Genomic DNA, 26,152 nt, shown 5'->3' on the forward strand with positions numbered 1-26,152 from the left:
AAGCCGCGTCGGCCAGGAGTAATGCATCATGTCCGAGATCAAGACCCTGCCCATCCTGCCCCTGCGGGATATCGTCGTCTTCCCGCACCAGCCGGTCCCGCTCTTCGTGGGGCGCGAGAAGAGCGTGCGCGCGCTTGAAGAAGCGATGCGCATCGAGGGCAAGCAGATCCTCCTGGCCACCCAGAAGGACAAGGACGACGACGATCCCAAGCCCGAGGCCATCTATGACGTGGGCGTGGTCGCCACCGTCCTGCAGCTGCTGAAGCTGCCCGACGGCACCGTGAAGGTCCTGGTGGAAGGCCAGGCCCGCGCCGGCATCAGCCACTTCACGCGCCAGGCCGACTATTACGAAGCCGAGATCGCCCTCGTCACCGAGGACGGCGCCGGCACGCCCGAGGCCGAGGCCCTGAGCCGCGCGGTCATCGAGCAGTTCGAGAACTACGTGAAGCTCAACAAGAAGGTGCCGCCCGAGGCGCTGGCCGCCATGCCGCAGGTCGAAAGCCCCGGCGAGCTGGCCGACCGCGTCGCTTCGCACCTGTCGGTGAAGATCGCCGACAAGCAGCAGCTCCTGGAGATCTTCAACGTCGTCAAGCGCCTGGAGAAGGTCTACGCCCTCATGGAGGGCGAGATCTCGGTCATGCAGACCGAGAAGAAGATCCGCAACCGCGTGAAGCGGCAGATGGAGAAGACCCAGCGCGAGTACTATCTGAACGAGCAGATGAAGGCCATCCAGCGCGAGCTGGGCGAGCATGACGACGCGCGCGACGAGCTGATCGAGCTCGAGAAGCGGATCAAGAAGACCAAGCTGTCCAAGGAGGCCCGCGCCAAGGCCGAGGCGGAGCTCAAGAAGCTGCGCAACATGAGCCCGATGAGCGCGGAATCGACGGTGGTCCGGAACTACCTGGACTGGCTGCTGTCGATCCCCTGGGGCAAGGCCAAGCAGAAGCCCATCGACCTGCAGAAGGCCGAGGAGATCCTCGACGAGGACCACTACGGCCTGGAGAAGGTCAAGGAACGGATCCTGGAGTACCTGGCCGTGCAGTCGCGGGTGGGCACCCTGAAGGGCCCGATCCTGTGCCTCGTGGGCCCTCCGGGCGTCGGCAAGACCTCGCTCGGCCGCTCGATCGCCAAGGCGACGGGGCGTGAGTTCGTCCGGGTCTCCCTGGGCGGCGTGCGCGACGAGGCCGAGATCCGCGGCCACCGGCGGACCTACATCGGCTCCATGCCCGGCAAGATCATCCAGTCGATGAAGAAGGCCAAGACGACCAACGCCTTCTTCCTGCTGGACGAGATCGACAAGATGGGCTCGGACTGGCGGGGCGATCCCTCGTCGGCCCTGCTCGAGGTGCTGGACCCGGCGCAGAACTCGACCTTCGCCGACCACTACCTGGAGGTCGACTACGACCTGTCGCCGGTGATGTTCGTCACCACCGCCAACAGCCTGAACATGCCCCAGCCGCTGCTGGACCGCATGGAGATCATCCGCATCCCCGGTTACACCGAGGATGAGAAGGTGCAGATCGCCAAGCGGCACATCCTGGCCAAGCTGACCAAGGACCACGGGCTGAAGCCGGAGGAGTTCATCGTTCCGGACGCCGCCATCCGCGACCTGATCCGCTACTACACCCGCGAAGCCGGGGTGCGGAATCTGGAGCGGGAGCTGGGCAACCTGGCCCGTAAGACGGTCCGTGACCTGGCCCGCGAGAACGTCGCCTCGATCACCATCGACGACGAGCGGCTGGCCAAGTACGCCGGGGTCAAGAAGTACCGCTACGGCGAGACCGACGCGGAGGATCAGGTCGGCATCATCACCGGCCTGGCCTACACCGACTTCGGCGGCGACATCCTGACCATCGAGGCGGTCAAGATGCCGGGCAAGGGCCGGATGACGGTCACGGGCAACCTGAAGGACGTGATGAAGGAGTCGATCTCGGCTGCGGCGTCCTACGTCCGCTCGCGGGCCACGCGGTTCGGCATCGAGCCGCCGGTCTTCGAGAGGACCGACATCCACGTGCACGTTCCCGAAGGGGCGACCCCGAAGGACGGCCCGTCGGCCGGCGTCGCCATGACCACGGCGATCATCTCGGTGCTGACCGGCAACCCCATCCGCAAGGACATCGCCATGACCGGCGAGGTCACCCTGCGGGGCCGGGTGCTGGCCATCGGCGGCCTGAAGGAGAAGCTGCTCGCGGCGCTCCGCTCGGGCGTGAAGACGGTGCTGATCCCCTCGGAGAACGAGAAGGACCTGGCCGACATCCCGGCGAACGTGAGGGACGCCCTGGAGATCATCCCGGTCTCCACCGTCGACGAGGTGCTGGTCCGGGCGCTGACCCGGCCGCTGACCCCGATCGAGTGGAACGAGGCGGACCATCCGGCGCCGGTCGCCGCTGAAGGCGAGGGCGACGACGTCGAGACGGTGATCACCCACTGATCGGCCGACAGGCTCGAAAAGTTGAGCGGCGCGGGAGCTTCCCGCGCCGCTTTCTTTTTGACCCCCACCGTCCGGCGCCGCTTAATTCGCGTTTCCCGGACCGCCGCGCCAAGACGACGGCCAGGGGGCTCACAACGAGGTGGGAGGCGAAACGTGACCAAGGGCGAACTCGTGGCCGCGATGGCGGAGAAGGCCGGGATCAGCAGGACGGAAGCCAGGCAGGCCCTGGAAGCCTTCATCTCGTCGGTCGTCGGGGCCCTGAAACAGGGCGACGAGGTGCGCCTGGTGGGCTTCGGCAGCTTCACGCCCGTGCGCCGCCCGGCCGGCGCCGCCCGCAATCCGCGCACCGGCGAGACCGTCCGCCGGGCCGCCTCCGCCACCGCCCGTTTCCGGGCCGGCGACAGCCTGAAGAGCGCGCTCAACGGCCACGGCTGAGGCGCCGCAAACGGACTCTCCAAACCGCCGCCCGCGCGCTAAGAAGCCGGCGACGGGCGGCTAGCTCAGCTGGTCAGAGCACCTGGTTTACACCCAGGGGGTCGGGGGTTCGAACCCCTCGCCGCCCACCACTTCCCCCGTGCGGAAGTTTCGCCGGTTCGTTGAACCCGCGGCCAGCTTGAGCGTTAGCAGCGGCGGGTGGCCTCAACACGAGGGTGGTCATGCGCGGGTCGGTTGCAGCGGCGCTGGGCGTCGGAGTTGTCGCGTTCTTCCTTTCGGGCTGCGGCGAGGGCGGCGCCACCGAGGCGGCGGTGGCCGCCGAATCGGGCGTCGCCGGCGTGCCGGCCCCTCCCGACCTCGACCTCGACGTTCCCTACGTGCCCACCCGCGAGCCGGTGGTCGAGAAGATGCTGGAGATGGCCAACGTCCAGAAGGACGACTTCGTCATCGACCTGGGGTCCGGGGACGGGCGCATTCCGATCGCCGCCGCCAAGAAGCACGGCGCCCGCGGCTTCGGGGTGGACATCAACCCGCAGCGGATCTCGGAGGCCAACGCCAACGCCAAGGCCGCCGGGGTGACCGACAAGGTCGAGTTCCGCCGGCAGGACCTGTTCAAGACCAAGATCTCCGACGCGACGGTGCTGACCATGTACCTGCTGCCGTCGGTGAACATGCAGCTGCGCCCGCGCATCCTTTCCGAGCTGAAGCCGGGGACGCGGGTGGTCTCGCACGCCTTCGACATGGAGGACTGGAAGCCGGACGAGGAGGCGGTGGTCGACGGCTCCAACGTCTATCTCTGGATCGTGCCGGCCCAGGCGCAGGGCCGCTGGCGGGTGAGCGGCGGCCAGGCCGGCGACATGACGCTGGACCTCACGCAGACGTTCCAGGAGCTGTCAGGGACGGTGACCGTGGGCGGCCAGTCCCGGCCGATCCGCGACGGCCGCGTCCGGGGCGACACCCTGGCGTTCGCCTACGACAGCCCCTCGGGGCCCCGGCTGTTCTCGGCGCGGGTGGCCGGGAACACGCTGACGCCCGCGCCGGCGCCGGCCGGCGCGAGCGGCCAGGTCGTCAGCGGCTGGAAGGCCGTCAAGGCGTCGTGACGCGGGCCCTCGGTGGCGGTTGAGCGGCCTTCGCCCCGCCCGGGGCTCTCCGCGTTCGACGGGGCGGCGATCGTCGTCGGCATCGTCGTCGGCGTCGGGCTGTTCCGCTCCCCGCCGGTGGTCGCGGCCAATGTGCCGAACGAGTTGGCCTACATGGCCGTCTGGGTGGCCGGCGGGCTGATCGCGGTCATCGGGGGCCTCTGCTACGCCGAGCTGGGGTCCGCCTTCCCCAGCGCCGGGGGCGAGTACCGCTACCTGCAGCGCGCGTTCGGCCGTCCGCTGGCGGTGCTGTTCGCCTGGGCGCGGGGGGCGGTGATCCAGACGGGGGCGATCGCCGTGGTCGCCTTCGCCTACGCCGACTACGCCCAGCAGCTGGCGCCGCTGGGCGAGCGCGGGCCGGCCATCCACGCCGCCGTGGCGGTGGCGGCGCTCACCGGGCTCAATCTCATCGGACGCGGCGGGGCCGTCGGGGTCCAGCGGCTGCTGTCCATGGCCCTGGTGTTCGCGCTGGTGGTGCTGGTTCCGATCGTCGCAGCCGGGGTGGCGCTGGGCGTCCTGCCGGCCCCGCCCGCGCCCCCGCCGCCGTCGGAGGCGACGACGGGCGCTCTCGGGCTGGCCATGGTCTTCGTGCTCCTGACCTATGGCGGCTGGAACGAGGCGGCCTATCTCGGCGAGGACCTGCGCGACCCGGGCCGCGACACCGTGCGGGTGCTGGTGCTGGGCCTCGGGGCCGTGGCGGCCATCTACCTGATCGTCAACCTGGCCTTCCTGGCGGTGCTGGGCCTCGACGGCCTGCGGGCGGCCGACGCCGTCGGCGCGGACCTGATGCGCGCGACGGTGGGGGAGGGCGGCGCCTGGGGCGTCAGCCTGGCGGTCTGCATCGCCGCCCTCAGCACCCTGAACGCGACGATCTTCACCGGCGCGCGCACCTCCTACGCCCTGGGGCGGGACGTGAGGGTGCTCGGCTGGCTCGGCGGCTGGCGGCCGGGCGGGGAGAACCCGGCGCCGGCGCTGGTGCTGCAGGCGGCGGTGAGCCTCGCCCTGATCGCCTTCGGTGCGGCGGCCCGGGACGGCTTCCAGGCGATGGTGGACTACACCGCGCCGACCTTCTGGTTCTTCATGCTGCTGGTGGGGCTGGCGGTGATCCGCCTGCGCATGACCCAACCCGACGCGCCCCGGCCGTTCCGCACGCCGCTCTATCCGGCCACGCCGATCCTGTTCTGTCTCACCTGCGCCTACCTGCTCTATTCCAGTATCGCCTACACCGGGCTCGGCGCCCTGCTGGGCGTCGGAGTTCTGCTGGCCGGCGCGCCGCTGGTCTGGGCCATCCTGCGCGACGAGGCGGACCACAATCGCAAGGCGCCGGCGCAGGGCGAGTAGGGCCCCTCATACGAGCAGGGTGAGCGCGGCCCAGGCGATCAGCACGAGGCCGGCGGCGCGCCCGATCCACGGTCCGCCCGGCGCGACCTTCTCGGCAAGCACCAGCAGCGACAGCACCGCGATCCACGCCAGGTTCATCACCCCGCCGACGAACAGCAGCGCCATCAGCGCCCAGCAGCAGCCGACGCAGTAGGCCCCGTGCAGGAGGCCCAGCCGCACGGCGCCCGACGCGCCCGGGCGCCAGTGGCGGGTGAGGAACTGCGCCGGCGAGCGGCAGTGGCTCAGGCAGGCCGCCTGCAGGGGCGAGAGCTGGTAGACACCGGCCGCGAGCAGGAGCGCGGCCGAAAACCAGCGGTCGCGCGAGCCGGCCATCGCCGAGGCGACGAGCCCGCTCTGCTCCAGCCCCCACTGGGCCGCGGTGGCGGCGAGCGCGAACGCCAGCCAGGCGAGGAAATAGCCGGCCGCGAAGGCGCCCGTCGGGGCGAGGCCGCGCCCGTCCGGCCGACCGCCGGCGTGGCGCACGACCCGGGCGTAGAGCAGCACGGCCGGCGCGGCGCTGGGCGACATCATCGCCACCATCATCGTCCACCACATGGCCGCGACCAGCAGCCAGAGACCGGCGCTCCAGGCGGGAGGCGAGGCCTCGGCCACGCCCTCCATCGGCATGTCCATGCCAGGCATCGCATCCGGCGCCGGCGCGGCCGTGTGCGGGAACAGCGACAGCCGGGTCGTCTCCACAGGGCCGTGGCCCATGCCGGCCCCGGCCAGCAGGTAGAGCCAGGCGAGCAGGCCCAGCAGCGCCAGCGCGCCCCCCACGACGGCCCGCTGTCGCCGGGCCAGGCGCTCGGCGAGCGCCGGATGGTCCGTCAAGCCAGGGCCTCGGCCGCCGCCCGGCCGCGCACCACGCCCTGGTTGTTCAGGTGCAGGTGGGCGAACTGGGCGTACTTGCTGTCGATCTCGACCCGCATCGGACCGCTCGTGCGGCTGGTCCCGCTGCCGATCTCGGCGATCTCGTATTCGAAGCCCTCGGGCAGGTGGATCCGGGCCCGGTGCTCGGCGCCGCTCACCGGATTGCGGATCGGCTCGCCGGTCAGCTCGACATAGCCCGGGATCGCCACGCGGCCGCGGCGGGCCTCCACATCGATGTCGATGTCGATGCGGGTGAACACTGGCGGGTGCATGGTCGTCACGGTGCTCGCGAAGACCGCGAACATGGTGGCGAACGGCGCGGTGTCCTGGCCGGTCATGATCTTCAGCAGGGCCTCGCGCTGTTCGGGCGCGGCCCGCTCGTCCACGAAGGCGATCGCCTCGCCGTCGCCCTCGTGGATCGCCCCCGGCCATTTGAAGATCGCTCCGATCCTCAGGCCGTCCAGCGGGATGTCCCCATAGCGGCCCCTGTCGATGTCGATGCCCGCCACCGCATGGCAGTGGCCCTTGTCCGGCAAGGCGTTGAACTGGCAGTTGCAGCCGTATTCGCAGGTGCAGTTGATCAGTTCCCGTCCCTTCAGCTCCCACGGCGTCATTGCCCGGCTCCTTCAGTAACGGCGTTATGCGACGATACGCCCATCGCCGGGTGGGGCCAATGGAGCGGGATGCGGCTCCCCAAAGCGTGACCGGCGCACGGCCTGCGGCTAGATGTCGGACCATGCTCTACCGCCCCCTCGGCCGCACCGGCCTGACGGTCTCCGAGATCGGCCTCGGCTGCGCCAGCTGGTGGGGGATGAAGGCCTTCCCGGAGGGCGAAGCCCACGCGCTGGTCCACGCCGCCATCGACCGCGGCGTCACCTTCTTCGACACCGGCGCCAGCTACTCGCACGGCGAGGCCGAGCCGCGGCTCGGGCGGGCCCTGGCCGGCCGCGCGACGGACCGGCTGGTGATCGCCACCAAGGCCGGCACCTACCACGCCGGCGGCGGGCGGATCGCTCGCGACTTCTCGCCGGGCGCGGTGCAGGCGAGCCTGGAGCGCAGCCTGCGCAACCTGGGCGTCGAGGCCGTGGGCCTGCTGCAGCTGCATGGGCCGTCCCGCGACGAGCTGAGCGACGACCTGCTGGCGACGCTGCAGGCGTTGAAGGACCGCGGCCACGCCCGCGCCGTGGGGCTGAACAGCTTCGATCCCGCAGTGATCGAGCACGCCCTGGCGCTGCCGGTCATCGACGTGGTGATGGTCGACTACAACGTCCTGCGGCCGGAGCGTGAGCCGCTGATCGCGCGCGCCGCGGCGGCGGGGAAGGGGGTGCTGGCGGGCATGGCGCTGGCCATGGGCCACACCGGCAAGCAGGTGCTGAAGCTCCGCTCCCCGCGCGACGTCTGGTACGCGCTTCGGGCGCTGAAGAACCACCGCGCCGACATCGCCCGCGGCGCACGCTTCGGCTTCCTGGGCCGGCTGGAGGATATGAGCGGCCCGCAGGCGGCGCTCGCCTATGTGCTGGCCAACCCGAACGTCGCCTGCGCGGTGGTGGGCACGACGCGGCTGGCCCACCTTCTGGAGAACCTGGAGGCTTCCGGACGCACGCTGACGCCGGAACTGCTCGGCCGGATCCGAGCCGCGCAGGGTTGACTTCCGGTAAGGCAGGTCGCCGCAATCGGCGGAAAACAACGACAACGGGGAGACGCCCATGAGCACGCTCGACGAGGCTCTCGAGGCCGCCCACCTGCCTTCGCTCATCGTCTGCCTCGTGCACCTGACGGGCGATGCGTCCTGGCTGAGGCCGGAGTGGAAGCCCACCTACACGCCGCTGTCGCGCGGCGACACCGGTCTCTCCCAGGACGAGGAGGCGAAGATCCGCGCGGCGGCCAAGCCGGTGCTGGAGGCCTGGCTGGCCGGCGACCGGACCCTGCCGCCGCCGCCGCCGCCCGAGACGGTCCGCCGGATGATGGATTTCGTGGCCGGCGCGGAGATCCCCGAAGGCTACGCCGACTTCCTGATGGACGAGCTGGCCCTGGGCGGGGAGAGCACGAAGGATCCCAAGTGGGAGGCCCCGCCGCTGAAGCAGGCGGCGCGGCGGCTGAAGGTGGTGGTGGTCGGGGCCGGCATGTCGGGCCTGCTGGCCGGCATCCGCCTCTCCCAGGCCGGCGTCGACTTCACCATCCTGGAGAAGAACCCAGACGTCGGCGGCACCTGGTTCGAGAACACCTACCCGGGCTGCCGGGTGGACTCCTCCAACCACATGTACAGCTACAGCTTCGAGCCGAACCACGCCTGGCCGCAGCACTTCTCCACCCAGCCGGTGCTGCTGGACTACTTCCGCAGCGTCGCCGACCGCTACGGGCTGCGCGAGAAGATCCGCTTCCGCACGACCGTCGAGGAGATGGCCTGGGACGAGGGGCGGGGGCTCTGGCGCGTGAAGGCCGTGGACGCCGAGGGCCGGGACGTGAGCTTGGAGGCGAGCGCGGTGATCTGCGCCGTCGGCCAGCTCAACCGGCCGCGCTATCCGGACATCCCCGGCCGCGACAGCTTCGGCGGGATCGCCTTCCACTCGGCCGAGTGGCGGCACGACGTGGACCTGGCCGGCAAGCGGGTGGCGGTGATCGGCACCGGGGCCAGCGCCTTCCAGTTCGTGCCGGAGATCGCGCCGTGCGTGGCCAGCCTGAAGGTCTTCCAGCGCACGCCGCCCTGGTGCTTCCCCACGCCCCACTACCACGAGGACGTGCCGGAGGGATTCAAGTGGCTGCTCGAGCACGTGCCCTATTACGACAAGTGGTACCGCTTCTTCCTGTTCTGGATGGTCACCGACGGGCTGCTGCCGGCGGTGAAGGCCGACCCGGCCTGGGACGGGCCGCCCAGCGCCGTCAGCGCCGCCAATGCGATGTTCCGCGAGATGATCGCCCAGGCCCTGGCGGCCCAGGTCGCCGACCGGCCCGACCTCGTCGACAAGGTGATCCCCAGCTATCCGGTGGGCGGCAAGCGGGCGCTGTTGGACAACGGCGTGTGGCTCGCGGCGCTGAAGCGCGAGAACGTCTCGCTGGTCACCGAGCCGATCGCCGAGATCACGCCCAAGGGCCTGAAGACCCAGGACGGGACCGAGCACGAGGTCGACGTGATCATCTACGGCACCGGATTCCACGCCAGCCGCTTCCTGTGGCCTATGAAGATCAAGGGGCGCGGCGGCCGCGACCTGCACGAGACCTGGGGCGGCGATCCGCGCGCCTACCTCGGCATGACCACGCCGGGCTTTCCCAACCTGTTCATGATCTACGGGCCCAACACCAACATCGTGGTCAACGGCTCGATCATCTTCTTCTCGGAGTGTTCGGTCCGCTACATCGTCGGCTGCTTGAAGCTGCTGGCCGAGACCGGGGCCAAGGCCCTGGAGCCGAAGCGGGAGGTGTTCGAGGCCTTCAACGCCCGCGTGGACGAAGCCAACCGGCTGATGGCCTGGGGCTCGCCCAACGTCACGAGCTGGTACAAGAACGAGGCCGGCCGGGTGACCCAGAACTGGCCCTTCGGCCTCGTCGACTACTGGCGCGCGACGCTCGAGCCGAACCCCGACGACTTCGTGCTGGAGAGGGACCGGGAAGCGGCGGTCGGCTGACCGCGTCCGCCTTCCGATATCCCGGCCCGGCGCATGTGCTCGGCGATGGAGCGGCCTTCGATCGTGCAGGTCGCCACGACCCGGTCCCAGGAGCGCTTCTGGGCCTTGCAGGTCGCCTGCTTGCCCTCGGCGATGCGGGCGAGGGCGGCCTTGGCGGCGGCGCCCTCCCGCGAGGCCAACTCGGGGGCGTAGAAGTCGGCCACCCGCACCTCGACCCATTGGTCCCGGCGGGGGCCTGTGGCCACGCAGAGCGAGTCGCCGTCGCCCACATAGGTGACCTTGCCGGAGAAGGTCGCCCCGCGCTTCAGGCCGGCCGGCATCGGCCCCTTGTCAGGGATGGCGGTGCAGGGATCGGCATGGGCGGCGGCGGCGCTTAGCAGGAGGCCGGCGAGGCCGGCGAGGACGGGACGCAACATTGCGCCAAGCTCGGCCGGCAGGGTTAACGAGACCTTGTCGCCGGCGACGGAGGGTCCATTGGGTTCGACACGCACCAGCGCCGGCCTGCTGGTCTGGCGCCGCGGTCAGGACGGGATCGAGTTCCTGCTGGCCCATCCCGGCGGCCCGCTCTGGGCGAAGCGCGACGACGGCGCCTGGATGATCCCCAAGGGCGAGATCGACGAGGATGAGGACCCACTGGCCTGCGCCGTTCGCGAATTCGAGGAGGAGGTGGGACAGGCGGTCCCCGGGCCGTTCGAGCCGCTGACGCCGATCCGCCAGAAGGGCGGCAAACGCGTGCTCTGCTGGCTCGTCGAGGCCGACCTCGACCTCACGGGCTTCCGCAGCAACACCTTCCACATGGAGTGGCCGCGAGGCTCCGGACGCCTGCTCGAAGTCCCCGAGATTGAGAAGGCCGCCTACTGGCCGGCGAAGGACGCGATGACCAAGATCCTGCCGAGCCAGGCGCCGCTGCTGGCGGAGGCGCTTGCGCGGCTGGCGCCCTAGGGGCGACGAAACGGTTCGCAGCCGATCCCGTCGTTGTCCCTGTCCAGGTGGGCGCCATATCCGGGGTCGCCCCGACGGACGGGGGCAGCTCCGGCCGCGCGAGCTGCATCGCAGTTCCGGAAGGCGGTGGCCGGAGCCGAGAGGTTTCTTGTGGCCGCGGTCGGCCGGTCGCCATCGGCTGCGCTCCGGCCGTGGCAGTGGCGATCGCCGGTCTTGCGATTCGTGTGACAGCCCTGGGCGTCCAGACCGCCCGGATGGGCCGACGCCGTAAGCGGAAGACCAACAGCGGCGCAGGCGAGGAGAATCGCGGCGCGCTTCATGAGGTCAGCTCCACAGTCGCGACGGCGCAGAGCCTACGGCTGTAGGGCTAATGAAGGATGGAGGGGCGGCCGGCCCTTAGGCCTAATGGCGCGAGTGACGGGGCTCGAACCCGCGACCTCCGGCGTGACAGGCCGGCGCTCTAACCAACTGAGCTACACCCGCGTAGGCGCTCGCTAGAAGCGAGGGCGGTCTGATAGGCGCCGACTTGCCTTTAGTCAACGGGAGAGTGGTCGCAGATGGTTAAGGAGCGACGGTTCCTGTGGGCGGCGTGTAGTGAACGCCCGCCGCCGGGCCCAGCGGCAGCTCGAAGGCGGCCCACAGGCCGGTCATCAGCACGCCGGCGGCCATCATCGCGGCCGAGTAGGGGAGCATGGCGCTGATCAGGCCGCCGACCCCGAAGTCCGGCTTCCAGCGCTGGCAGAAGGCCAGGCCGAGGCCGAAGTAGGGCATCAGGGGGCTGGCCATGTTCACCGTCGAATCGCCCATCCGGTAGGCGGCGGTGGTCATCTCCGGGCTGACGCCCACCAGCATCAGCATCGGCACCAGCACCGGGGCGAGCGCCGCCCACTTGGCCGAGGCCGAACCGATCAGCATGTCGAGGGCGGCGGTGAGCAGCACGAGGCCCATCAGCAGGACGGGAATCGGCAGCCCGGAGGCGCGCAGGGCCTCGGCGCCATGGATGGCGGTGATGGCCCCCAGGTTCGACCAGCTGAACATGGCGATGAAGTGGGCCGCCGCGAAGGCCAGCACGATGTAGGGCGCCATGGCGGCCATGGAGTCGGCGCACAGCCGCACCACGTCCTTGTCCGAGCGGATCGCCCCGACCGCCAGGCCGTAGGCGAGGCCGGTGGAAAGGAACAGCACGAAGAAGCCGGCGACCAGCGAGCGGAAGAAGGGCGTCCAGCGGGCGGGGCCCGCGGCTTCCGGATCCACGAGCGGCGCGCCGGGCGCGAGCGCCAGCGCCGCCCAGGTGGCCAGCACCGCCAGGGCGACGAGGCCGGCGATTCGCAGCCCGCGGCGTTCGGCGGGATCGAGGGGTGCGGCCATCGCCGCCCGGCCATCGGCCGGCCGCCAGGGTCCCAGGCGCGGCTCCACGATCCTGTCGGTGACGAACCAGGCGACGGGGATGAAGACCAGCGCGCCGGCGGCGGTGAAGAACCAGTTGCCCACCAGGTTGGCGGTCCAGCCCTTGTCGATCAGCCTTGCGGCGGGCTCGGTGAGGCCGAGGATCAGGGCGTCGAACTGGCCGGGCAGGGGATTGCCGGCGAAGCTGCCCACCACGCCGGCGAACGCCGCCGCGATGCCGGCGATCGGGTGACGTCCCGCCGCGGCGAAGGCCACGCCGGCCAGCGGCAGCAGGATCACGAACCCCGAGTCGGCGGCCTGGTTGGCCAGGAGGCCGATCAGGATGACCATCGGAGTGATCAGCCGCTTCGGCGCGGCGCCCATCAGCACCCGCAGCGCCGCCGGCAGTAGGCCGACCCGTTCGGCCAGCCCCGCGCCCAGCATGATCAGCAGCACGTAGCCGAGCGGGGCGAAGCCGGTGAGGGTGCGCGGCATCTCCACCAGCAGCTGGCGCACGTTCTCGGGCGCGAGCAGGCTCTGGGCGCGCAGCACCTCGCCGTCCACGGGATTGACGGCGCTGACCCCCAGCGCGGCGCAGACCACGCTGGCCAGCACCAGCGCGCCGATGAACCAGGCGAAGATGAACACCGGGTCCGGCAGCTTGTCCCCCAGCCGCTCGATGGCGTCGAGGATGCGGTAGATCAGCGGCTTGGAAGGCGAGGCGGGCGCGGTCACAAGCGCCACCCTAGTGGGCGCACCGCCGCCGTAAAGCCGCCCTTGTCCACAGGCGGGACGCCCCGCCGGGTTGCGCACCGGACCCTACCGTAGGGTATGGAGCGCCCGAAGCGGAGGCGGGGCGATGGCGCAGCGGTGGCGCGCGGAGGATTGGCTGGCGTTCGGGGCCGAGCGGCTTCGCGAGGGCGGGCCCGAAGCCCTGGCGCTCGACCGGCTGTGCGCGGCGGCGGGACGGACCAAGGGCTCCTTCTATCACCACTTCCCGACCATGGCCGAGTTCACCCGTCGGGTGCTGACGCGGTGGCGGGACGGCGCGCTGGCCGCGCTGGAGACCTGGCGCGAGGCCGATCCGGGGGCCCCGCGGCGGGCCAGGCTCGCGGCGCTGTCGCAGGCGGTGGACGACCGGCTGGAAGCCGCCATCCGCGCCCTGGCCGCCCGGGACGCCGCCGCCAAGGCGCTGGTGGCGGAGGTGGACGCCGCCCGCGAGTCGGCGATCACCCGCTTCCTCGCCGAGAACTGGGCGCTGCCGGCGCTGCGCGCCCAGCGGGCTGCGCAGATTCTCTACGCCCTGTTCGTGGCGGCCCAGGCGCGCGCGCCGGGCGATGTGGCCCGGTTCACCGCGCCGCTGGAAGCCCAGGTGGTCAGGTGGCTCGGCCAGCCCAGGCCGGACACGGCCGAGGAGCCCGGCGACCAGCTAACATTGTTCTGATTTCATTTGATAAGAGCGCTTGGTTGCGCGCCCGGGCGTGGATATATCCGCGGCCCACGAGGCGAGGGCGCCAGTCATCGCATCACCCCGGACAACGCACCGCAAACCTCGCGTTTGAACGGCGCGCGCACGTGGTCTAGAAGGGCGCCCGACTCCTCCCCGAGGACCTAATGGAAGCCTTTCTTCTGCAGTACCTGCCGATCGTGATCTTCTTCGGGATCGCGGCGGCCCTGGGTGTCGCCTTCGTGCTGGCGGCCGCGATCCTGGCGCCGAAGTCGCCGGACCCCGAGAAGCTGTCCACCTACGAGTGCGGCTTCAACGCCTTCGACGATGCGCGGATGAAGTTCGACGTCCGGTTCTACCTGGTCTCGATCCTGTTCATCATCTTCGATCTCGAGGTCGCCTTCCTGTTTCCGTGGGCGGTGACCCTCATGAAGCTGCCGCCGGAGACGGCGCAGTTCGCCTTCTGGTCGATGATGACCTTCCTCGGCGTCCTCACCGTCGGCTTCATCTACGAATGGAAAAAGGGAGCGCTGGAATGGGAATAATCCAGCCGCCCAAGGCGCCGGCGCTGTCCGCCGGGCGCACGACGGTCGAGGGGTATGACCCCAAGGTCCACGACCCGTTCTTCGACCACGTCAACGACCAGCTCGCCGACCGCGGCTTCATCACCGCGGCGGCCGACGACATCATCACCTGGGCCCGCACCGGCTCCTTGATGTGGATGACCTTCGGCCTGGCCTGCTGCGCCGTGGAGATGATGCAGGCCTCGATGCCCAGGTACGACCTGGAGCGCTACGGCTTCGCGCCCCGCGCCAGCCCGCGACAGTCGGACGTGATGATCGTCGCCGGCACCCTGTGCAACAAGATGGCCCCGGCCCTGCGCAAGGTCTACGACCAGATGCCGGAGCCGCGCTACGTCATCTCCATGGGCAGCTGCGCCAACGGCGGCGGCTACTACTACTTCAGCTATTCGGTGGTGCGCGGCTGCGACCGCATCGTGCCGGTGGACATCTACGTCCCCGGCTGCCCGCCGACCGCCGAGGCCCTGGTCTACGGCGTGCTGCAGCTGCAGAAGAAGATCCGCCGCGAGGGGACCATCGAGCGATGAGCTGGGCGGTCACCCACGAGGACCTGGACGCGCTGGGCCAGCGCATCGTCGCCGACGCCGCGGGCGCCTTCGGCGGCTACAAGGTCGAGTTCAACGAGCTGACGCTGACCGCGGCCCTGCCGCGCATCGTCGAGGCGCTGACCTTGCTGCGCGATCATCCCGACCTGCGCTTCAACCAGCTGATCGACATCGCCGGGGTCGACTGGCCCCAGCGCGAGCGCCGGTTCGACGTCGTCTACCACCTGCTGAGCTACCCCAAGAACCGCCGCATCCGGATCAAGCTGGAGACGGACGAGGACACGGCGGTGCCGTCGGTGGTCGGGGTCTATCCCAGCGCCGACTGGTACGAGCGCGAGGCGTTCGACATGTACGGGATCTTCTTCGAGGGCCATCCGGACCTTCGGCGGATCCTCACCGACTACGGCTTCCACGGCCATCCGCTGCGCAAGGACTTCCCGATGAGCGGCTATGTGGAGGTCCGCTACGACGACGAGCTCAAGCGCGTCGTCTACGAGCCGATCAAGATGACCGAGTGGCGGAACTGGGACTTCCTGTCGCCCTGGGAAGGCGACGAGCGCGGCTATGCGCCCAAGGTCCTGCCGGGCGACGAGAAGGCGGAGGCCAAGTGATGGGCGCTTCGCACCTCAAGCAGCTGCCGGGCCTCCTGGCCTTCAACTCGGGCGTGATGTTCTTCATCGGCCTGGCCGCCTCGCTGGCCTCGCTGCCGACCGGCGCGGCGTTCGCCGCCGACCAGCTGCAGGCGATCGGCCTGGGCGTGCTGCTGGCGCTGGTGGCGATCGCCGCCGGCTTCGCCTCGGCCGCGCGGGTGGAGTTCGCCCGCCGGGCCGGCGACAAGCTGCCCTTCGCCTGGTTCGCCCCGGCCGCCCTGGTGGGCGCGCCGATCGGCGCGCAGCTGGGTTCGGGGGAACTCTTCACGTCCGTGCCGGCGCTGCCGGCGGCGGGCGTGGGCCTGGCCCTGCTGGGCCTGGCCTGGACGGCGCTGCAAGCGCGCAAGGTGAAGGCATGACCGGCCAGAACACCCCGGCTGTCGGGCAGGAGACGACCCTCTTCCCCGAGACCCCGGTCCGCAAGTTCAACATCAACTTCGGCCCGCAGCACCCGGCCGCGCACGGGGTGCTGCGCCTGGTGCTGGAGCTGGACGGCGAAGTGGTCGACCGCGTCGACCCGCACATCGGCCTGCTGCACCGCGGCACCGAGAAGCTGATGGAGATGCGGCCCTACGCCCAGACGATCCCCTACTTCGATCGCCTGGACTACGTGGCCCCGATGAACCAGGAGCACGCCTATGTGCTCGCCCTCGAAAAGCTCATGGGCGTCGAGGTCCCGATCCGCGGCCAGATCATCCGGGTGCTCTATTCCGAGATCGGCCGGATCCTGAACCACCTGCTGAACGTGACGACCCAGGCCATGGACGTCGGCGCCCTGACGCCGCCGCTCTGGGGCTTCGAGGAGCGCGAGAAGCTGATGGTGTTCTACGAGCGCGCCTCGGGCGCTCGCCTGCACGCCAACTACTTCCGGGTCGGCGGCGTGCGCCAGGACCTGCCGCCCGAGCTGGTGCAGGACATCAGCGACTGGTGCGACCACTTCCCGCGCGTGCTGGACGACATCGAAGGGCTGATCACCGACAACCGCATCTTCAAGCAGCGGAACGTCGACATCGGCAAGGTGAGCAAGGACGAGGCCTACGCCTGGGGCTTCTCCGGCGTGATGCTGCGCGGCTCGGGCATCGCCTGGGACCTGCGCCGCAACCAGCCGTACGAGAACTACTCCGACTTCGAGTTCGACATCCCGCTGGGCGTCAACGGCGACTGCTACGACCGCTACCTGTGCCGCATGCAGGAGATGCGGGAGTCGACCAAGATCATGAAGCAGGCCTGCCTGATGCTTCAGAAGACGCCGGGCCTGGTGCTGTCGGACGATCACAAGGTCTCCCCGCCGCGGCGGGGCGAGATGAAGCGCTCGATGGAGGCGCTCATCCACCACTTCAAGCTCTACACCGAGGGCTACCGGCCCCCGCCGGGCGAGGTCTACGCCTGCGTCGAGGCGCCGAAGGGCGAGTTCGGCGTCTATCTGGTCAGCGACGGCACCAACAAGCCCTACCGCTGCAAGATCCGCGCGCCGGGCTTCCCGCACCTGCAGGCCATGGACTGGATGAACCGCGGCCACATGCTGGCGGACGTCTCGGCCATCCTCGGCTCGCTCGACATCGTGTTCGGGGAGATCGACCGGTGAACGCGCCTTCCAACCCGACGCCCGTCGACCTCGCCCAGGGCCAGCTCGACGCCTACAACGCCCAGGACCTGGACGCCTACTGCAGCTTCTTCGCCGACGACCTGGTGGTCTCGGACCTGAACGGGCAGGTGACCATCCAGGGCCTCCAGGCCTTCCGGGACAAGTACGCCCAGGTGTTCGCCGACTTCCCGGAGAACCGGGTCGAGCTGCTGAACCGGATCGCTCTTTCGAACACCGTCATCGACCACGAGAAGGTCATCCGCCGTGCGGGCGGGGAGACCTTCGAGGTGGCGGCCATCTACACCATCGCCGGCGGCAAGATCGCCCGCGTCGATTTCGTGAAGTGAGGGCCCGTTGAGCGTCCGCCGCCTCTCGACCGTCCAGCCGGAAAGCTTCGAGTTCTCCAAGGAGACGATGAAGCAGGCCCAGTGGTGGATGGCCAAGTATCCGCCCGGCCGCCAGCAGTCGGCGGTCATCCCGCTGCTGTGGCTCGTCCAGAAGCAGGAGGGCTGGGTCTCCGAGCCGGCCATCCGCGCCGTCGCCGAGCTGCTCGGCATGGCCAAGATCCGGGTGCTGGAGGTCGCGACCTTCTACACCATGTTCCACCTCGAGCCGGTCGGCCAAACGGTCGTGCAGGTCTGCGGGACGACGCCGTGCCAGCTGCGCGGCTCCGAGGCCCTGATGGCCGTCTGCAAGAAGAAGATCGGGCCGAAGGACCATCGCTCGGCCGACGGCAAGCTCTACTGGCAGGAAGTCGAGTGCATGGGCGCCTGCGCCAACGCGCCGATGGCCGCCATCAACGACTACTACTACGAGGACCTGACGCCCGAGGCGCTGGAGAAGCTGATCGACCAGTTCGCGGCGGGCGAGAGCCCCAAGCCCGGCTCGGCGATCGGACGCCAGGGCTCGGCGCCGGAGGGCGGGCCGCTGGTGCTGACCGATCCGTCGCTCTACGACGGCTCGCGCGCCAAGCCCTTCGCGCTGCCGAACGCGGCGAAGGAGCCGGCCGAGTGATCCAGCAGGTCAGGGGCGTGGGCGAGCCTCGCGCGAATAGGGGAGTGCGCTGACCGTGGTCGGCATTCTGGAAGACAAGGACCGCATCTTCACCAACCTCTACGGCCTGCATGATTTCGGGCTGGAGGGGGCGAAGCAGCGCGGCGCCTACAACCTCGTGCGCGAGATCCTGCAGCAGACCCCGGAGTGGATCTGCGACCAGATCAAGGCCTCGGGCCTGCGCGGCCGCGGGGGCGGGGGCTTCGGCACCGGCCTGAAGTGGACCTTCATGCCCAAGCAGGAGAGCGAACGGCCGCACTTCCTGGTGGTCAACGCCGACGAGTCCGAGCCGGGCGCCTGCAAGGACCGCGAGATCCTGCGCAACGATCCGCACCTGCTGATCGAGGGCTGCCTGATCGCCAGCTACGCGATCCGGGCGCACACGGCCTACATCTACATCCGCGGCGAGTACGTCTACGAGCGCGAGCGGCTGGAGGCGGCCATCGCCCAGGCCTACAAGGCCAAGCTGATCGGCAAGGACAACATCTTCGGCTGGCCGTTCGACCTCTACGTGACGCACGGCGGCGGGGCCTACATCTGCGGCGACGAGACCGCCCTGATGGAGAGCCTTGAGGGCAAGAAGGGCCAGCCTCGCCTGAAGCCGCCGTTCCCGGCCGGCGCCGGCATCTACGGCTGCCCGACCACCATCAACAACGTCGAGTCCATCGCCGTCGTCGGCACCATCCTGCGCCGCGGCGCGGACTGGTTCGCGGGCTTCGGCTCGGAGCGCTCCACCGGCACCAAGCTGATGGCCGCGGCCGGCCACGTGAACAAGCCGTGCGTGGTCGAGGAGACCATGTCGATCCCGATGAAGCAGCTCATCGAGGAGCACTTCGGCGGGGTGCGCGGCGGCTGGGGCAACCTGAAGGCCGTCATCCCGGGCGGCCTCTCCATGAAGATGATCCCGGCCGAAGAGGCCGAGGTGGCGCTGATGGAGTTCGAGGACCTGCAGAAGCGCGGCTCGGGCCTGGGCACGGCGACCATGATCGTCATGGACAAGGACACCGACCTCATCAAGGCGATCGCCCGCGGCGCCTACTTCTACAAGCACGAGAGCTGCGGCCAGTGCACGCCGTGCCGCGAAGGCACCGGCTGGATGTGGCGGGTGATGGAGCGGATGGCCACTGGCGAGGCCGAGATGCGGGAGATCGACCTCCTGCTCGACGTCGCCAGCCAGGTCGAAGGCCACACCATCTGCGGCCTGGGCGATGCGGCCGCCTGGCCGATCCAGGGCCTTTTCAAGCACTTCCGCCATGAAGTGGAAGAGCGGATCAACAACTACCGGGCCGGCAAACCGCACGTGCAGGGCGCACGGGTGGCGGCGGAGTAAGCGAGCATGCCCAAGGCCAAGGTCAACGGGGTCGAGATCGAGTTCGAGCCGGGGATGAACGTCCTGCAGGTGGCCGAGCTCGCCGGCGAGGAGATCCCGCGCTTCTGCTACCACGAGCGGCTGTCGATCGCCGGCAACTGCCGCATGTGCCTGGTCGAGGTGAAGCCCGGCCCGCCGAAGCCGCAGGCCAGCTGCGCCCTGCCGGCCGCAGAGGGGATGGAGATCCTCACCGACACGCCGATGGTCAAGAAGGCGCGCCACGGGGTGATGGAGTTCCTGCTCATCAACCACCCTCTGGACTGCCCGATCTGCGACCAGGGCGGCGAGTGCGACCTGCAGGACCAGGCGATGGCCTATGGCCGCGACGATTCCCGCTACGCCGAGAACAAGCGGGCCGTCGAAGAAAAGTACATGGGTCCTCTGATCAAGACGGTGATGACCCGCTGCATCCAGTGCACCCGCTGCGTGCGCTTCATCACCGAGGTCGCGGGCGTGCCCGACATCGGCCTGATCAGCCGCGGCGAGGACGTGGAGATCGTCACCTACCTGGACAAGGCGGTGGCCAGCGAGCTCTCGGCCAATGTCATCGACCTGTGCCCGGTGGGCGCCCTGACCCATAAGCCGTGGGCCTTCAACTACCGCCCTTGGGAGCTGAAGAAGACCGAGACGGTGGACGTCATGGACGCCCTCGGCTCGGCGATCCGCGTCGACGCCCGTGGGCCGGCCGTTCTGCGCGTGCTGCCGCGCGTGAACGACGAGATCAACGAGGAGTGGATCAGCGACAAGACCCGCTACGTGGTCGACGGGCTGTCGCGCCAACGCCTCGACCGCCCCTATATCCGTGAAGCCGGCAAGCTGCGCCCCGCCACCTGGGCCGAGGCGCTGGACGCCGTCGCCCAGAAGGTGAAGGCCGCCGCGCCGGAACGCGTGGGCGCGATCGCCGGGGACCTGCAGGACGCCGAGTCCATGAAGGCGGCGATGGACCTCTTCCGCTCGCTGGGCGTGAAGAACCTGGACTGCCGGCAGGACGGCATGGCGCTGGGCGAGGGCCCGCGCGAGTCCTGGCTGCTCAACTCGACCATCGCCGGCATCGAAGAGGCCGACGCGGTCCTGCTGATCGGGACCAATCCGCGGCTCGAGGCGCCGGTGTTCAACGCCCGCCTGCGCAAGCGCTGGCTGGCCGGCGCGCTGCGCATCGGCGTGGTCGGCGAGGCGGCGGACCTGACCTACGGCTACGAGCACCTGGGCACGGGGCCGGCCGATCTGTCCAAGCTCACTCGCTCGCGGAGCGAGTTCGTCAAGTTCCTGAAGGAAGCCAAGAACCCGGCGGTCATCGTGGGCGCCGGCGCGCTCGCCCGGCCGGACGGGGCGGCGGTGCTGAAGGCCGCCGCAGGCGTCGCCAAGGCGTTCGGCGCGACCTGGAACGTGCTGCATACCGCGGCCTCGCGCGTGGCCGGCCTCGATATGGGCTTCGTGCCGGTCGGCGGGCTTTCCGCCCCGGCCATGGTGCAGCCCGGGGCGCTGGACGTGCTCTTCCTGCTGGGCGCGGACGAGATCGACGCCCGGGGCTCCGACGCCTTCGTCGTCTATGTGGGCACCCACGGGGACGCCGGCGCGCACCGCGCCGACGTCATCCTGCCGGGCGCGGCCTACACCGAGAAGAACGGCCTTTACGTCAACACCGAGGGCCGGGTGCAGATGGGCATGCGGGCCGTCTTCCCGAAGGGCGAGGCGCGCGAGGACTGGGCGATCTTCCGCGCCCTGTCGGAGCGGCTGGGCGCGACCCTGCCGTACGACGACCTGGACCAGCTGCGGGCCAAACTGTTCGCCGACCATCCGACCTTCGGCCAGATCGACTACGTGGCCAGCGGCCAGGGCCGCGACCTCGACTTCGACGCCCTGGGCGTGAAGGGCGATGTCTCGGATGCGCCGTTCGCCTCGCCGATCACCGCCTTCCACCTGACCAATCCCATCGCCCGCGCCAGCGTGACGATGGCCGAATGCGCCGCCCTGGCCACGTCCAGCGCCGCCAAGATCGCTGCGGAGTAGGGGATGGAGCAGACCCAGTCCTTTTGGGCCACGCCGGGCGGCTGGACGCTGATCACCGTCGGTCAGGTGCTGATCGTGATGGTCGGCGTGCTGCTCTCGCTCGCCTTCCTGCTGCTCGCCGACCGGAAGATCTGGGCCGGCGTGCAGATGCGCAAGGGGCCCAACGTCGTGGGCCCGTTCGGCCTGCTCCAGTCCTTCGCCGACTTCTTCAAGTTCGTGCTGAAGGAGATCGTCGTCCCGTCAGGGGCCGACAAGGTGGTCTTCATCCTGGCCCCGCTGCTGAGCTTCGTGCTCGCCTTCGTGGCCTGGGCGGTGATCCCGTTCGCGCCCGGCTGGGTGGTCTCCGACATCAACGTGGGCATCCTGTTCCTGTTCGCGGTGTCCTCGCTCGGCGTCTACGGCATCATCATGGGCGGCTGGGCGTCGAACTCGAAGTACCCCTTCCTGGGCTCGCTCCGCTCGGCCGCGCAGATGGTCTCCTACGAGGTCAGCCTCGGCTTCGTGATCATCACCGTCATCCTGCTCGCCGGCTCGATGAACCTGACGACCATCGTCAACAACCAGGCCGGCTGGATCTGGAACTGGCACTTCCTCGGCGGCGGGCTCACCCAGCTGCCGCTGGTGCTGATCATGCTGCCGATGAGCGTGATCTTCTTCATCAGCTTCCTGGCCGAGACGAACCGCCCGCCGTTCGATCTGCCGGAGGCCGAGTCCGAGCTCGTCGCCGGCTACCAGGTCGAATACTCCTCGACCCCGTACCTGCTGTTCATGATCGGCGAGTACTCGAACATCGTGCTGATGTGCGCGCTGATCAGCATCCTGTTCTTCGGCGGCTGGCACCCGGGCTTCCCGACCACCTTCCTGGAGAGCTGGCCGGCCTTCATGGCCAACATCTTCTACCTGCTCGTCTTCGTGATGAAGGTGGTCTTCTGGTTCTTCATGGTCGCCGTCGTGAAGGCGATCGTGCCCCGCTACCGCTACGACCAGCTGATGCGGCTGGGCTGGAAGGTCTTCCTGCCGTTCTCGCTGGTCGCCGTGGCCGTCATCGCCGCCTGGCGGGTGTTCGGCCCCGCCTCTGGAGCCGCTTAAGACCATGGGTTTCGCAACACGCATCGCTCAGGCCGCCAAGGGCGCGGCGCTGCTCGACTTCGCCGGCGCCTTCGGGCTGGCGATGAAGTACATGGTCCGCCCCAAGGCGACCGTGATCTATCCGAACGAGCGCAACCCGCAGAGCCCCAGGTTCCGCGGCGAGCACGCCCTGCGCCGCTATCCCAACGGGGAAGAGCGCTGCATCGCCTGCAAGCTCTGCGAGGCGGTCTGCCCGGCCCAGGCGATCACCATCGAGGCCGAGCCCCGGGAGGACGGCAGCCGCCGGACGACCCGCTACGACATCGACATGGTCAAGTGCATCTACTGCGGCCTGTGCCAGGAGGCCTGCCCGGTGGACGCCATCGTGGAGGGCCCGAACCTGGAGTTCGCCACCGAGACGCGCGAGGAGCTCTACTACGACAAGGAGCGCCTGCTCGCGAACGGCGACCGCTGGGAGCGGGAGATCGCAAAGAACCTGGAACTCGACGCGCCCTATCGCTAAGACGGCCGCGCGAATCCGAGCATGAGGCCGGGGCGGCGCTGTCCGCCCCTTTGGTTTGGTAGTTTTCGAGGGAGCTGGTCCCGCCGATGGCCTTGCAGGCGATCGCATTCTATCTGCTGGCGACAGTCACCATCGCCGCGGGATTCGCCGTCGTCTCGGCCCGCAATCCCGTGCACTCGGTGCTGTTCCTGATCCTGGCCTTCTTCTCGGCCGCCGGACTGTTCGTGCTCCTCGGGGCCGAGTTCCTGGCGATGCTGCTGGTGGTGGTCTACGTCGGCGCCGTGGCGGTGCTGTTCCTGTTCGTCGTCATGATGCTGGACGTCGACTTCGCGGCCCTGCGCCAGGGCTTCGCCAGATACCTGCCGCTGGGCGGGCTGGTGGCGGCCATCCTGTCGATCGAGATGATCGCGGTGGCCAGCGCGGTCGCCACGCAAGGCGCGGCCCGCGGCAACGCCGAGCCGGCCGCGGCCGGTCCTGACGTGACCAACGCCGAGGTGATCGGGCGGGTGCTCTACACCGACTACGTCTACTTCTTCCAGGCGGCCGGGCTGGTGCTGCTGGTGGCGATGATCGGGGCGATCGTGCTGACCCTGCGCCACAAGCCGAACGTCCGCCGCCAGCTGGTCGCCGACCAGGTCCTCCGCAATCCGAAGACGGGCATGCGTATCGTGCAGATCAAGCCGGGCGAGGGGATCGGCGAATGACCATCGGTCTCGTCCACTACCTGGCGGTCGCCGCCATCCTGTTCACCATCGGCGTCTTCGGCATCTTCGTGAACCGCAAGAACGTCATCGTCATCCTGATGAGCATCGAGCTCATCCTGCTGGCGGTGAACATCAACCTGGTGGCCTTCTCGGTCTACCTGCACAACGTGGTGGGGCAGATCTTCGCCATGTTCGTGCTGACGGTGGCCGCGGCCGAGGCCGCCGTGGGCCTGGCCATCCTCGTCACCTTCTTCCGGAACAGGGGCGACATCTCCGTCGATGACGCCTCCATGATGCGGGGCTAAGGGGCGCATGGAGACCCTCGTCACCGTCCTCCTTTTCGCGCCGATCGTCGGCGCGATCATCGCGGGGCTGTTCGGCCGCAAGATCGGCGACGTGCCCTCGATGGCCGTCACCACGGGCCTGCTGCTGCTCTCCTGCGCCCTGTCCTGGACGGTCTTCGTCCAGTGGACCTGGGGCGGGCTGGAGCCCTTCACCCACACCCTGCTGCGGTTCATCCACGTCGGCGACTTCCAGTCGAACTGGGCGATCCGCATCGACGGTCTGTCGGCCGTGATGCTGATCGTGGTGACCACGGTCTCGGCCCTCGTCCACGTCTATTCGTGGGGCTACATGGCCGACGATCCGCACAAGCCGCGGTTCTTCGCCTATCTGTCGCTGTTCACCTTCGCCATGCTGGCGCTGGTCACCGCCGCCGACTTCATGCAGCTGTTCCTCGGCTGGGAAGGGGTGGGCCTGGCCAGCTACCTGCTGATCGGCTTCTGGTTCCAGAAGGACACGGCCAACGCCGCGGCCATCAAGGCCTTCGTGGTCAACCGGGTCGGCGACTTCGGCTTCGCCCTCGGCATCATGACGGTGTTCTGGGCGTTCGGGACGATCGAGTTCGCCGAGATCTTCCCGCAGGTCGCCGCCAACGCCGACCGCACCTGGGAGTTCGCCGGCCAGAACTGGCGGCTGATGGACCTGGCCTGCGCGCTGCTGTTCGTCGGCGCGATGGGCAAGTCCGCCCAGTTCTTCCTGCACACCTGGCTGCCCGACGCCATGGAGGGCCCGACCCCGGTCTCGGCCCTGATCCACGCCGCCACCATGGTGACCGCCGGCGTCTACATGGTCTGCCTGCTGTCGCCGATGTTCGAGTACGCGCCGGTCGCGAAGAACATCGTCACGGTCGTCGGCGCGGTGACGGCGCTGTTCGCCGCCACGGTCGGCATGACCCAGAACGACATCAAGCGGGTCATCGCCTATTCGACCTGCTCGCAGCTGGGCTACATGTTCTTCGCCGCGGGCGTGGGCGCCTACCAGGCGGCCATGTTCCACCTGTTCACCCACGCCTTCTTCAAGGCGCTGCTGTTCCTGGGCGCCGGCTCGGTGATCCACGGCATGCACCACGAGCAGGACATGCGCCGCTACGGCGCGCTGGCCAAGGCGCTGCCGATCACCTACGCGGTGATGACCATCGGGACCATCGCCATCACCGGGATCGGAATCCCGCCGGTGTTCGGCCTCGAGCCGCTCGGCTTCGCCGGCTTCTACTCCAAGGAGTCCATCCTGCACGCCGCGTTCGCCGCGGGACATGACAACGGGCTGGCCTACTTCGCCTTCGTGATCGGCGTCCTGGTGGCAGGCCTGACCTCCTTCTACTCCTGGCGGGTCGCCTTCTTCACCTTCAACGGCCACGCCCGCTGGGGCCACGACGATCACGGCCACGTCGAAGCTCATCACGCCGACGACCACGCCTCGGCGGCCCAGATCGAGACCCACGACGAGCCGCTGGCCCACGCCGCCCACGCCCACGACGACCACGGGCATGGCCACGACCACAAGCCGCACGAGAGCCCGTGGATCATGCTGGTCCCCCTGCTGGTGCTGAGCGTCGGGGCGATCTTCGCCGGCGGCTTCTTCGAAGGCTGGTTCATCGGCCATCACCAGGCCGAGTTCTGGCGCGGCGCCATCTTCACCGGCCCCGACAACCACGTGATGGAGCACCACGAGGCCCCGGCCTGGTCGGTCCTGGCCCCGATCATCGCGGCGCTGCTCGGCCTGGGCGTGGCGGCCTACATGTACCTGTTCCGCGAAGGCCTGGGCGCGCGCCTGGCCGCCCACGGCGGGCCCGCCTACACCTTCTTCTACAACAAGTGGTTCTTCGACGAGCTCTACCAGGCGACCTTCGTGCGTGGGGCCAAACTGCTCGGCGACCTGTTCTGGAAGGGCGGGGACCAGAAGATCATCGATGGCCTGGGCCCCGACGGGGTCTCTGCGGTCAGCTATGAGGTCGGCCGCCGGGCCGGCAAGCTGCAGAGCGGCTACGTCTACCACTATGCGTTCGTGATGCTGCTCGGGGTGGCGGGGATCCTGTCCTACGCGCTCTGGGCCTGGGGCCGATAAGCGTC

At 69.5% G+C, this 26,152-nt stretch carries 27 protein-coding genes and 2 tRNA genes; 23 read left to right on the forward strand and 6 right to left on the reverse strand.

Features of this window, described 5'->3' with window-relative positions:
* The first annotated feature begins 28 nt into the window (after positions 1-28).
* The 5 genes from lon (at position 29) to ACFSC0_RS15810 (ending at position 5,346) form a co-directional block, all read left to right on the forward strand.
* Positions 29-2,431: an endopeptidase La gene (gene lon, locus ACFSC0_RS15790; protein WP_377281829.1), complete on the forward strand. Its 2,403-nt coding sequence runs from the start codon at positions 29-31 to the stop codon at positions 2,429-2,431.
* Between the two features lie 153 nt (positions 2,432-2,584).
* Positions 2,585-2,866, forward strand: coding sequence for an HU family DNA-binding protein (locus ACFSC0_RS15795; RefSeq protein ID WP_377281830.1), 282 nt, complete (start codon positions 2,585-2,587; stop codon positions 2,864-2,866).
* Positions 2,867-2,920: 54 nt separating this feature from the next.
* Positions 2,921-2,997 (forward strand) — tRNA-Val (locus ACFSC0_RS15800).
* Positions 2,998-3,087: 90 nt separating this feature from the next.
* Entirely contained in the window at positions 3,088-3,966 is an 879-nt protein-coding gene (locus tag ACFSC0_RS15805; RefSeq protein ID WP_377281831.1) for an SAM-dependent methyltransferase, read from the forward strand.
* A gap of 12 nt (positions 3,967-3,978) precedes the next feature.
* A complete protein-coding gene (locus tag ACFSC0_RS15810; RefSeq protein ID WP_377281832.1) occupies positions 3,979-5,346 on the forward strand; it encodes an APC family permease in 1,368 nt (455 codons plus the stop codon).
* Between the two features lie 6 nt (positions 5,347-5,352).
* Here the strand turns inward: ACFSC0_RS15810 and ACFSC0_RS15815 are convergent, their stop codons facing one another.
* Both ACFSC0_RS15815 and ACFSC0_RS15820 read right to left on the reverse strand, forming a co-directional pair.
* Positions 5,353-6,216, reverse strand: a complete 864-nt coding sequence (locus tag ACFSC0_RS15815; RefSeq protein WP_377281833.1) for a DUF2182 domain-containing protein — start codon at positions 6,214-6,216, stop codon at positions 5,353-5,355.
* Complete coding sequence (locus ACFSC0_RS15820; protein ID WP_377281834.1) at positions 6,213-6,869, reverse strand: DUF1326 domain-containing protein; 657 nt, start codon at positions 6,867-6,869, stop codon at positions 6,213-6,215. Before ACFSC0_RS15820 ends, ACFSC0_RS15815 begins: the two co-directional genes overlap by 4 nt.
* Before the next feature lie 122 nt (positions 6,870-6,991).
* Here ACFSC0_RS15820 and ACFSC0_RS15825 point away from each other — a divergent pair, with 122 nt between their 5' ends.
* Positions 6,992-7,903, forward strand: a complete 912-nt coding sequence (locus tag ACFSC0_RS15825; RefSeq protein WP_377281835.1) for an aldo/keto reductase — start codon at positions 6,992-6,994, stop codon at positions 7,901-7,903.
* Positions 7,904-7,961: 58 nt separating this feature from the next.
* Entirely contained in the window at positions 7,962-9,878 is a 1,917-nt protein-coding gene (locus tag ACFSC0_RS15830; RefSeq protein ID WP_377281836.1) for a flavin-containing monooxygenase, read from the forward strand.
* Here the strand turns inward: ACFSC0_RS15830 and ACFSC0_RS15835 are convergent.
* Positions 9,803-10,294, reverse strand: a complete 492-nt coding sequence (locus ACFSC0_RS15835) for a nuclease (RefSeq protein WP_377281837.1) — start codon at positions 10,292-10,294, stop codon at positions 9,803-9,805. The two genes, ACFSC0_RS15830 and ACFSC0_RS15835, sit on opposite strands and share 76 nt — an antisense overlap.
* A gap of 58 nt (positions 10,295-10,352) precedes the next feature.
* Here ACFSC0_RS15835 and ACFSC0_RS15840 point away from each other — a divergent pair, with 58 nt between their 5' ends.
* Complete coding sequence (locus ACFSC0_RS15840; protein ID WP_377281838.1) at positions 10,353-10,820, forward strand: NUDIX hydrolase; 468 nt, start codon at positions 10,353-10,355, stop codon at positions 10,818-10,820.
* On the opposite strand, the gene ACFSC0_RS15845 is transcribed toward ACFSC0_RS15840, so the two are convergent.
* The 3 genes from ACFSC0_RS15845 to ACFSC0_RS15855 all read right to left on the reverse strand — a co-directional run bounded on the left by ACFSC0_RS15845 (position 10,817) and on the right by ACFSC0_RS15855 (position 12,941).
* Positions 10,817-11,140 carry an excalibur calcium-binding domain-containing protein gene (locus tag ACFSC0_RS15845; RefSeq protein ID WP_377281839.1) on the reverse strand — a complete coding sequence of 108 codons (324 nt, stop codon included), beginning with the start codon at positions 11,138-11,140 and terminating at the stop codon, positions 10,817-10,819. The two genes, ACFSC0_RS15840 and ACFSC0_RS15845, sit on opposite strands and share 4 nt — an antisense overlap.
* An 86-nt stretch (positions 11,141-11,226) precedes the next feature.
* A tRNA-Asp gene (locus tag ACFSC0_RS15850) sits at positions 11,227-11,303 on the reverse strand.
* A 78-nt stretch (positions 11,304-11,381) separates the two neighbouring features.
* A complete protein-coding gene (locus ACFSC0_RS15855; protein ID WP_377281840.1) occupies positions 11,382-12,941 on the reverse strand; it encodes an AbgT family transporter in 1,560 nt (519 codons plus the stop codon).
* A gap of 124 nt (positions 12,942-13,065) precedes the next feature.
* Here ACFSC0_RS15855 and ACFSC0_RS15860 point away from each other — a divergent pair, with 124 nt between their 5' ends.
* The 15 genes from ACFSC0_RS15860 (at position 13,066) to nuoL (ending at position 26,147) form a co-directional block, all read left to right on the forward strand.
* Positions 13,066-13,650, forward strand: coding sequence for a TetR/AcrR family transcriptional regulator (locus ACFSC0_RS15860; protein ID WP_377281841.1), 585 nt, complete (start codon positions 13,066-13,068; stop codon positions 13,648-13,650).
* A gap of 170 nt (positions 13,651-13,820) precedes the next feature.
* Positions 13,821-14,198 (forward strand): NADH-quinone oxidoreductase subunit A, encoded by a 378-nt coding sequence (locus ACFSC0_RS15865; protein ID WP_377281842.1) that lies wholly within the window; start codon positions 13,821-13,823, stop codon positions 14,196-14,198.
* Positions 14,168-14,761: a NuoB/complex I 20 kDa subunit family protein gene (locus ACFSC0_RS15870; RefSeq protein WP_377281843.1), complete on the forward strand. Its 594-nt coding sequence runs from the start codon at positions 14,168-14,170 to the stop codon at positions 14,759-14,761. Before ACFSC0_RS15865 ends, ACFSC0_RS15870 begins: the two co-directional genes overlap by 31 nt.
* The gene (locus ACFSC0_RS15875) at positions 14,758-15,390 is read left to right on the forward strand and encodes an NADH-quinone oxidoreductase subunit C (RefSeq protein ID WP_377281844.1); all 633 of its coding nucleotides are present in this window, start codon (positions 14,758-14,760) and stop codon (positions 15,388-15,390) included. Before ACFSC0_RS15870 ends, ACFSC0_RS15875 begins: the two co-directional genes overlap by 4 nt.
* Complete coding sequence (locus tag ACFSC0_RS15880; RefSeq protein WP_377281845.1) at positions 15,390-15,788, forward strand: hypothetical protein; 399 nt, start codon at positions 15,390-15,392, stop codon at positions 15,786-15,788. Before ACFSC0_RS15875 ends, ACFSC0_RS15880 begins: the two co-directional genes overlap by 1 nt.
* Positions 15,785-17,014 carry an NADH-quinone oxidoreductase subunit D gene (locus ACFSC0_RS15885; RefSeq protein ID WP_377281846.1) on the forward strand — a complete coding sequence of 410 codons (1,230 nt, stop codon included), beginning with the start codon at positions 15,785-15,787 and terminating at the stop codon, positions 17,012-17,014. Before ACFSC0_RS15880 ends, ACFSC0_RS15885 begins: the two co-directional genes overlap by 4 nt.
* Entirely contained in the window at positions 17,011-17,361 is a 351-nt protein-coding gene (locus tag ACFSC0_RS15890; protein ID WP_377281847.1) for a nuclear transport factor 2 family protein, read from the forward strand. The genes ACFSC0_RS15885 and ACFSC0_RS15890 overlap by 4 nt, the downstream gene beginning before the upstream one ends.
* A gap of 7 nt (positions 17,362-17,368) precedes the next feature.
* Complete coding sequence (nuoE, locus tag ACFSC0_RS15895; protein ID WP_377281848.1) at positions 17,369-18,028, forward strand: NADH-quinone oxidoreductase subunit NuoE; 660 nt, start codon at positions 17,369-17,371, stop codon at positions 18,026-18,028.
* Between the two features lie 55 nt (positions 18,029-18,083).
* The gene (nuoF, locus tag ACFSC0_RS15900; protein WP_377281849.1) at positions 18,084-19,397 is read left to right on the forward strand and encodes an NADH-quinone oxidoreductase subunit NuoF; all 1,314 of its coding nucleotides are present in this window, start codon (positions 18,084-18,086) and stop codon (positions 19,395-19,397) included.
* A gap of 6 nt (positions 19,398-19,403) precedes the next feature.
* Positions 19,404-21,446, forward strand: coding sequence for an NADH-quinone oxidoreductase subunit NuoG (nuoG, locus tag ACFSC0_RS15905; RefSeq protein WP_377281850.1), 2,043 nt, complete (start codon positions 19,404-19,406; stop codon positions 21,444-21,446).
* A 3-nt stretch (positions 21,447-21,449) separates the two neighbouring features.
* Positions 21,450-22,535, forward strand: coding sequence for an NADH-quinone oxidoreductase subunit NuoH (nuoH, locus tag ACFSC0_RS15910; RefSeq protein WP_377281851.1), 1,086 nt, complete (start codon positions 21,450-21,452; stop codon positions 22,533-22,535).
* Between the two features lie 4 nt (positions 22,536-22,539).
* Complete coding sequence (gene nuoI / locus ACFSC0_RS15915) at positions 22,540-23,037, forward strand: NADH-quinone oxidoreductase subunit NuoI (protein ID WP_377281852.1); 498 nt, start codon at positions 22,540-22,542, stop codon at positions 23,035-23,037.
* An 86-nt stretch (positions 23,038-23,123) separates the two neighbouring features.
* Entirely contained in the window at positions 23,124-23,741 is a 618-nt protein-coding gene (locus tag ACFSC0_RS15920; protein WP_377281853.1) for an NADH-quinone oxidoreductase subunit J, read from the forward strand.
* The gene (gene nuoK / locus ACFSC0_RS15925) at positions 23,738-24,046 is read left to right on the forward strand and encodes an NADH-quinone oxidoreductase subunit NuoK (RefSeq protein ID WP_377281854.1); all 309 of its coding nucleotides are present in this window, start codon (positions 23,738-23,740) and stop codon (positions 24,044-24,046) included. Before ACFSC0_RS15920 ends, nuoK begins: the two co-directional genes overlap by 4 nt.
* Positions 24,047-24,053: 7 nt before the next feature.
* Positions 24,054-26,147 carry an NADH-quinone oxidoreductase subunit L gene (gene nuoL, locus ACFSC0_RS15930; RefSeq protein ID WP_377281855.1) on the forward strand — a complete coding sequence of 698 codons (2,094 nt, stop codon included), beginning with the start codon at positions 24,054-24,056 and terminating at the stop codon, positions 26,145-26,147.
* Positions 26,148-26,152: the final 5 nt, after the last annotated feature.

The organism is Phenylobacterium terrae (assembly GCF_042681205.1).
In the GTDB taxonomy this organism is placed as follows: Bacteria; Pseudomonadota; Alphaproteobacteria; order Caulobacterales; family Caulobacteraceae; genus Phenylobacterium; species Phenylobacterium terrae.